The organism is uncultured Veillonella sp. (assembly GCF_915069625.1).
In the GTDB taxonomy this organism is placed as follows: Bacteria; Bacillota; Negativicutes; order Veillonellales; family Veillonellaceae; genus Veillonella.
Window position 1 is genome coordinate 1 of record NZ_CAJZFD010000105.1, and the last position, 7085, is coordinate 7085.

Annotated in this window: 8 protein-coding genes; all 8 read right to left on the reverse strand. The window is 40.7% G+C overall.

Going from position 1 to position 7085, the window contains the following annotated elements; translation table 11 throughout:
- Positions 1–294 precede the first annotated feature (294 nt).
- On the reverse strand, positions 295–1035 hold the full coding sequence (locus QZ548_RS06495; RefSeq protein ID WP_295869168.1) for an ABC transporter ATP-binding protein: 741 nt from the start codon (positions 1033–1035) through the stop codon (positions 295–297).
- Between the two features lies 1 nt (position 1036).
- On the reverse strand, positions 1037–1804 hold the full coding sequence (locus QZ548_RS06500) for an ABC transporter ATP-binding protein (protein WP_295869170.1): 768 nt from the start codon (positions 1802–1804) through the stop codon (positions 1037–1039).
- A complete protein-coding gene (locus tag QZ548_RS06505; protein ID WP_295869172.1) occupies positions 1797–3320 on the reverse strand; it encodes an ABC transporter substrate-binding protein in 1524 nt (507 codons plus the stop codon). Before QZ548_RS06505 ends, QZ548_RS06500 begins: the two co-directional genes overlap by 8 nt.
- A gap of 65 nt (positions 3321–3385) precedes the next feature.
- Positions 3386–4195, reverse strand: coding sequence for an ABC transporter permease (locus QZ548_RS06510; RefSeq protein ID WP_295869173.1), 810 nt, complete (start codon positions 4193–4195; stop codon positions 3386–3388).
- Positions 4188–5138, reverse strand: a complete 951-nt coding sequence (locus QZ548_RS06515) for an ABC transporter permease (protein WP_295869175.1) — start codon at positions 5136–5138, stop codon at positions 4188–4190. Before QZ548_RS06515 ends, QZ548_RS06510 begins: the two co-directional genes overlap by 8 nt.
- Before the next feature lie 227 nt (positions 5139–5365).
- Positions 5366–5950 (reverse strand): hypothetical protein, encoded by a 585-nt coding sequence (locus QZ548_RS06520; RefSeq protein ID WP_295869176.1) that lies wholly within the window; start codon positions 5948–5950, stop codon positions 5366–5368.
- A 46-nt stretch (positions 5951–5996) separates the two neighbouring features.
- Positions 5997–6596 carry a hypothetical protein gene (locus tag QZ548_RS06525; RefSeq protein ID WP_295869177.1) on the reverse strand — a complete coding sequence of 200 codons (600 nt, stop codon included), beginning with the start codon at positions 6594–6596 and terminating at the stop codon, positions 5997–5999.
- Between the two features lie 91 nt (positions 6597–6687).
- Positions 6688–7085 (reverse strand): SDR family NAD(P)-dependent oxidoreductase (locus QZ548_RS06530; RefSeq protein WP_295869178.1); only part of this gene is annotated, 398 nt, incomplete at its 5' end.

Sequence of the window (7085 nt, forward strand, 5' to 3'; positions counted from 1 at the left end):
AAACCAAGAATTCTAAAGAACGGCATAATAAGGGATGTCTTTGTTGCCTCTTCTGTCAAAATGTCATTCTTTAAAGTCTTAATCCTTTGTACATGTGATTTAATAAGGCCTTCAAATTCCATAACAATACCTCCTATACATTAATACATACTTCACCTTATTTATATATTTCTACATAGAAACAAGATTTCCTGCATATATTAGCATTATTAATTTATAAAAGTAATAAACAGGAAGTAATAGTAAAAAGGCTGTAACAGAATACATTTGTGCATTCTGCTACAGCCTCTTTGTTTACTCACTCGCTTCCACAAGTGCTTTTGTATAAGGATGTACCGCTTCTTTAAGCCGTTTTGATTCGATGATTTCAACGATGTGTCCGTCTTTCATAACCATGATTCGATCTGTTACGGCTTGTAAAAGTCCTATATCATGGCTGACGAATACGTAGCCAAACGGTTGTTCCCGATGTAATTTTTGTAATAGATCTAATACTAGCTTTTGGTTCACCGCATCAAGGGCTGATGTAGGTTCATCAAAAAGTACTAGTTTTGGATGCATCAACATAATTCGGGCCAGTACAACGCGTTGCAACTGACCACCACTTACTTCATGAGGATACTTTTGAACAATCAATTCCGGTAGATCTACATGTTGAATCCATTTGCATATATCTTCTTTTGCAGAAGCTACATCCATAAGACCATAGTTGATATACGGCTCCAACATAAATGCTTCTAAGTTCATCCGTGGCGGAATGATTGCCAAAGGATTTTGAAACATCATCTGCATGGATTGATAAATATCCCTATGGTTTTGGATAGATGTAACATCCTCACCGAATAGCCGTACAGTACCTGAAGACGGTTTTTCTAACATTGCAATGAGTCTGAGGAGTGTACTTTTACCTGAACCACTGCCGCCAGCAATGCCTACGCGTTCATTCGGCGCTACAGAGAAAGATACGTCATTTACGGCATGAACCGTATGATGGTGGTTCGTATATTGTTTACATACATGCTCAACTTGAATCATACTACACCACTTTCATTACGGAATCTAACAATACATGGGTATACTCAGCTTTTGGCTGGTTTATAACCGCTTCGGTAGGTCCTACCTCAACGAGCTGACCTTTATTCATGACGCCAATGCTATTTGCAATGCGTGCTGCAGCCTTGATGTTATGCGTTACGATGACTACTGTTGCACCAAGGGCTTGCGTCACTTCTCGCAATAGGTCCAACACAGAAGCTTGTACGAGTATATCTAAGGCGCTAGTCGGTTCATCGGCAAATACGATGTTTGGCTTTAGGATAAGGCTCAAAGCTATCGCTAATCGCTGCTGCATACCACCGCTCAACTGGAATGGATAAGACTGTAAGATACGGTCTCCTCCATCGAGATGAACGAGATCAAGCATATCGATAATGCGGCTAGCATCATAGCTTTCGCCATGAGCACGGAACAGATCCTTGAAGTGATTTTCTACGGTCCGATTCGGATTTAGATAGGCACTAGGATTTTGAAATATCATAGAAATTTCTGTACCACGCAATTGGCGCCAATCTCCATCACTCAAGGTAGAAATGTCGATGCCATTTAACAAGATTTGACCTGCTATAGTCGCTTGTTTCAACATGCCAAAGGCGGCACGGACCAGCGTAGATTTACCAGACCCACTTTCACCAACGATGGCAAAGACCTCACCATTAGGCACGGAGAAGGATACATCGCGTACCGCTTGCTCCGCACCGTATGAAATTGTAACCTTGTCAAATACGATACAATCAGATTTATTCAATAGTAGAATCCTTTGTTAATAAGTAGTAATCGATAGGATGTACTGGCACATTTTTAACCTTAGATGTGGATACTACAGTTGCACTTGGAAACAACAAGTAAATATCTGCTACGTCATCAACCAAGATTTGTTGAGCCTGTTTAGCAATGTTAGAGCGTTCGTTTTGATCAAATGTTACGGACAATTGGTCGATCAACGCATCTACTTGAGGGTTAGAATAAGCGCCAACATTTGCTTTTGCACCGGATTTATAGAACAAGCTGAGGAACCAGTAAGGGTCGTTTGTAGACATGGTGATAACATTACGTTCTACCAAGTCAAAACCGTTGGTACCAAGTGTATCCACTTCGTCAGGGCTTTGTAGTTTTTTAAGCGTTACATTAATGCCTGCTTGTTTCAATTCTTGTTGAATTTCTTCGTACATGCTTGTGTCTTTACCCCATACAGCTAGTGTTAGAGATAACTCTTTACCATCTTTCGCATACACGCCGTTTGCATTTTTAGCATAACCAGCTTGCGTTAAGATTTGGTCAGCTTTAGCCACATCAGTTGTCGCTTTATTAGCAATTGTGTCATAGCCTAAGTTAGCAGATGGTGGGAATGGTGCCGCACCTGGTGTAGAACCGTTACCGATAATTTTTGCCATAGAATCATAATTAATAATATGAGCAACAGCATTACGTACAGCTTTGTCATGTAATGGAGATGCTGCAGTTTGGTTCATTTTTAACATAAAAACACGTACGCCAGCGATGTCTTGAATATTGAAACCATCTTTAAACAAGCTGCGGTTAGCAGAATCTACTTTTTGAATAACATCTACATCTTTAGATTGCAATGCCATTGCGCGTTTGTTATTGTCTTCGATGTCTTTCACTGTTACAGTATCAAGGCCTGGCTTGCCGTCCCAGTAATCTGCAAAGGCTTCTAGCTCAATAGTTTCACCCTTTGTGAAAGATTTAATTTTGTAAGGACCTGTAAGAATAGGTTTTGTCGCTACGTCTTTAAGATCTGCAGTGTCCATGATGACAAATGCAGGTTCAGTTAAGCTAGACAACAAGGAACCATTAGGTTCTGTCGTTTTGATAATCAAGTTTTGACCATCTACAGTGATAGACTCAATCTTAACAGCTTTTGCAGAACGAGCACTTTGTTTCATAGTGTACTCGATAGACTCTTTTACCTTTTGTGGTGTCATAGGTGTGCCATTTTGGAATTTAACATTTTCACGAATGTGGAACTTCCATGTAGTAGGGTCCACATTTTCCCAAGAATCCGCCAATTGTGGGGTGAATTTCATGTCTGGTGTTACAGTTGCCAATGTTTCACCGGCACCGATACGTGTCAACGTCCATGCATCCCACTCATGAGTTGGATCTAATGTTTCACCAAACCAATACAGGCCAACATTCATGTGTTTTCCTTGTTTGCCTTGTTGAGCGGTATTACTGCCACAACCTGTCAAGAGGGCTACCATAGACAACATGGCTAAACATACTAATAACCAACGTTTCATAATTTCTCCTTTAAAAATACAGCGCCTGCTAGGGCTTTCACAATAAAAATCTATACACAGCGCGGTTACTGAGAGACATCGAGTGCATCGCGTAACGCATCGCCAATATAGTTAAATAAGACAACGGTAATGAAAATGGCAAACCCTGGATATATGAGTAGCCACGGCGCCGTTTGTAAAAAATCTCGAGAACTTAATAAGATTGTGCCCCATTCTGGATCTGGTGGTTGCACGCCGATACCAATGAGTGAGAAACTTGCAACCAAGATGATAGCGTCTCCGAGATGTTGAATAATAACAATCAAGAGCGGTGGCAGTACATTTGGTAACATATAGCGCCACAGGATACGCAGATTAGATGCGCCCGACATACGAGCAAAGGTAATATACTCCGCATGACGCTCGATTTGTACGAGACCTCGCGTGATGCGCGCATACTCTGCCCATTTTGTAATACACAGCGAAATAATGACATTCGGAATGCTAGGCCCCATGATACCGATGAACGCAATAGCAATCACCATATTCGGGAATCCTAGGACCAAATCGATTAAGCGGGATAGCCAGCGGTCGATACGAGGCGTAGAAAATCCTGCAAGGCCACCGATGACGATGCCGATAGCGCCACTAATACCAATAATAGTGAAAGCAATCCCTAAAGATGCTTTACCACCATAGAGAATACGAGACCACACATCACGGCCCAATTGGTCAGTCCCCAATAAATGGGTACTACTGATATCTTGTAAACGGTCGGGGATACTAGTTGTTTCAGGGTCAAAGGGTGCTATATAGGGAGCGCATAAAAATAATACAATCCATAGAGTAGCTAAGCACAACATAAGATATAAGGTATACGGCTTTTGTCTATTCATAAGAGCCTCCTTGTATAGCGGCCCTGCGTTTTGGATTTAGCCAATAACTCAATGCATCAATGATGATATTGATAATAATAAACACCATCGTAATCCAAATGATATAGCCTTGCATCAATACAAAGTCGCGAGCCATAATACCTTGTACCATCATATAGCCAATGCCCTTAATGGCGAATACCGTCTCAATAACAGCAGATCCTCCAAGCATAGCGCCCATCGTTACGCCCATCATAGGGAGTAACATGAGCCCTACATGTGGGAAGATATATCGGATATATACCATCCACTCCGGCAAGCCCAGGGCACGTGCACCTTGTACAAAGGGGCGTCGAGACACCTCTAAAATAGCATTCCGTAAGCGACGGATATATAATCCACATAACCATAAAGCCAATGTCACAGCTGGCAAAATATACACAGAGAAACCATTTGTATTCGTAACTGATACAAGCTGCAATTTAACGCCAAATAAGTACAACAATAATAGGCCAACCCAGAAACTAGGGATGGCCAAGGCTAAAAATGTCAATAGACGAACGCCATGATCCACCCAAGAATTTTGATACGTTGCAGACAGCATTCCTAGAGGAATAGTTACAATAATCCCCATAATAAGTGACAATGAGACGAGACCCAATGTATTAGGCAACGCCCCTGATAGCAAGGTTGCTACAGGCATCGAATATAGGATAGATTCCCCAAAATCACCACGTATAATTTGACTAAGCCAACGCATATATTGTTGCCACCACGGATCATTGAGACCTAACTGTTCCCGTAATTGAGCGACTAGTACAGGATCAGGCGTAGCTCCCACGAGGTTAAACTTCATCGACACAGGATCGATGGGCGATAATTTAATCAATACGAATGTACCGATGGTAACAACTAATAAAATACCAACTATACTCACCAAACGCTGTAGTAGTAATCGATACAATCCATCACCTGCCTTCTTAACATAAAATAACTATATTTCTATTCTATCAATGCTCTGTATATATATGTATACCCATAGAGGTATATTAGACTGATTATCATTATGAAAGTTTTGCATACCAACAAAAACGGCCCCTCATATGAGGAGCCGCTTCTTATATAACCCTTACAAAGTCCATGCGAGTGTTTCACTACATCCCGCATGCCTATCCCACTAGGCTGAACCTTTTATTTTGTATGTAGTTTAGGTGCTACTGTATTTGCGATAATTGCTTTAGCCATATCACGAGTTACAGGGCGTTCAAAATACATCGCATGAGTTTGGCCATCTTTCGTCCAACCTGTGAGATATACCATTTTTTCGCCACCTTTGAAAGTAACCTTTGTACCGTTTACTTTTTCTGTAGCTGTTACACGATAATCCTTATGATCACCACTAATATCACCTTTTGTAGTTCCTACGCGATACACGATACGTTTACCTGCCGCTTGGTTACGAGTCGCATCCTCACCAGCTTGGTATACATAAACTACTTGTAATACATCTTTTTCGATAGTGCTGACAGACTCAATATTGTAGCCTACAGGCAATACCTTAGGCAATTGAGGTGTAATATTCATATATTTAGCAGCTTCATCAATAGTGCTAAACTCATGAATAGGATTTGGCATGCCAACCATAGGCGCTGACTGTTCTGCTACCATAGGTTTAGCTGGATCTGGTTTTACATCAAGAGTACCTTGTGCACCAGCAACAGTGTAAGAACCTACACAAGCACAAGCAACTGCCATTAATACAAATTTTTTAACCATGGGTATAATCTCCCTTCACGTAACATAAAAATTATTAAAAACACATTTATTTTGTATGTGATTTTTCTTCAACAATATTACGAATCATAGCCTTCGCCATATCTCGCGTAACGGGATGCTGAAACTCTAACGAGTGATTCTGCCCATCTTTCATCCACAATGCAAGATTGACCATTTTGTCACTGCCTTTGAAAGTAACTTTTGTTCCATCTACACGTTCAGTTTCTATCACCTTATGAATCTTACGGTCACCACTAATATCACCAGTTAACTTAGATGAACGATATATAATCAGTGCACCACCAGCTTTGTTGTAATATGGCTCCGCACCAGGTTCATAGACATAAACAACTTGTAATATATCTTTCTCTAAGGTTATGACAGATTGAATATTAAAGCCTACAGGTAACAGCTTTGGCATCTGTGGTGTTATATTCATATAGTCCGCTGCTTCTTTAACTGTGGTAAACACATGTACAGGACTTGGCATAATAAAATTGGGTTCTGCAGGTTCAACTGAGATTCCACCAGTCATAGGCATGGAATCGCCTCCATTGGATGGATTATGAGCATTAGTAATGCTATAGGAACCAATAGTTGCCCATGCTAAAGAAGCCACTAATAATATCTTTATCCTTGTTGTCATAACAACAATCTCCGAAAATAAGTTTTGTAAAATTATATTTATCAAAATGCACTCAACAAGTATACCCTAATTGATATAGGATTTCAAGTAACTATTTCTTATGCACCATAAATCCAGCTGCTTGTTGGTTCGCCATGATGGTTACATCAGAGATTTGCAAGCGTTTAGGTTGGTTTGTTACATACAATACTACATCGGCTACGTCTTCTGGTTGAACAGCCTCAATACCAGCATATACAGATTTTGCTCGTTCCGCATCACCGTGGAAGCGTACTTCACTAAATGGTGTTTCTACGATACCTGGTTGAATAGTTGTAACCTTAATATCTGTAGCAATCGTATCCATGCGAATACCATCGCTCAATGTCTTAACAGCGGCCTTTGTAGCGCAGTAAACAGCGCCGCCTGGATATGCATAAATACCAGCCGTAGAGCCCATATTTACAATATGACCTTCATTTTTATCAATCATGAAAGGCAATACCGCTT

Excerpts from the sequence above, each read along its gene's own strand:
- QZ548_RS06495 (WP_295869168.1), bottom strand. The coding sequence starts at position 1,035 with ATGATTCAAGTTGAGCATGTATGTAAACAATATACGAACCACCATCAT.
- QZ548_RS06505 (WP_295869172.1), bottom strand. The coding sequence starts at position 3,320 with ATGAAACGTTGGTTATTAGTATGTTTAGCCATGTTGTCTATGGTAGCC.
- QZ548_RS06510 (WP_295869173.1), bottom strand. The coding sequence starts at position 4,195 with ATGAATAGACAAAAGCCGTATACCTTATATCTTATGTTGTGCTTAGCT.
- QZ548_RS06520 (WP_295869176.1), bottom strand. The coding sequence starts at position 5,950 with ATGGTTAAAAAATTTGTATTAATGGCAGTTGCTTGTGCTTGTGTAGGT.
- QZ548_RS06525 (WP_295869177.1), bottom strand. The coding sequence starts at position 6,596 with ATGACAACAAGGATAAAGATATTATTAGTGGCTTCTTTAGCATGGGCA.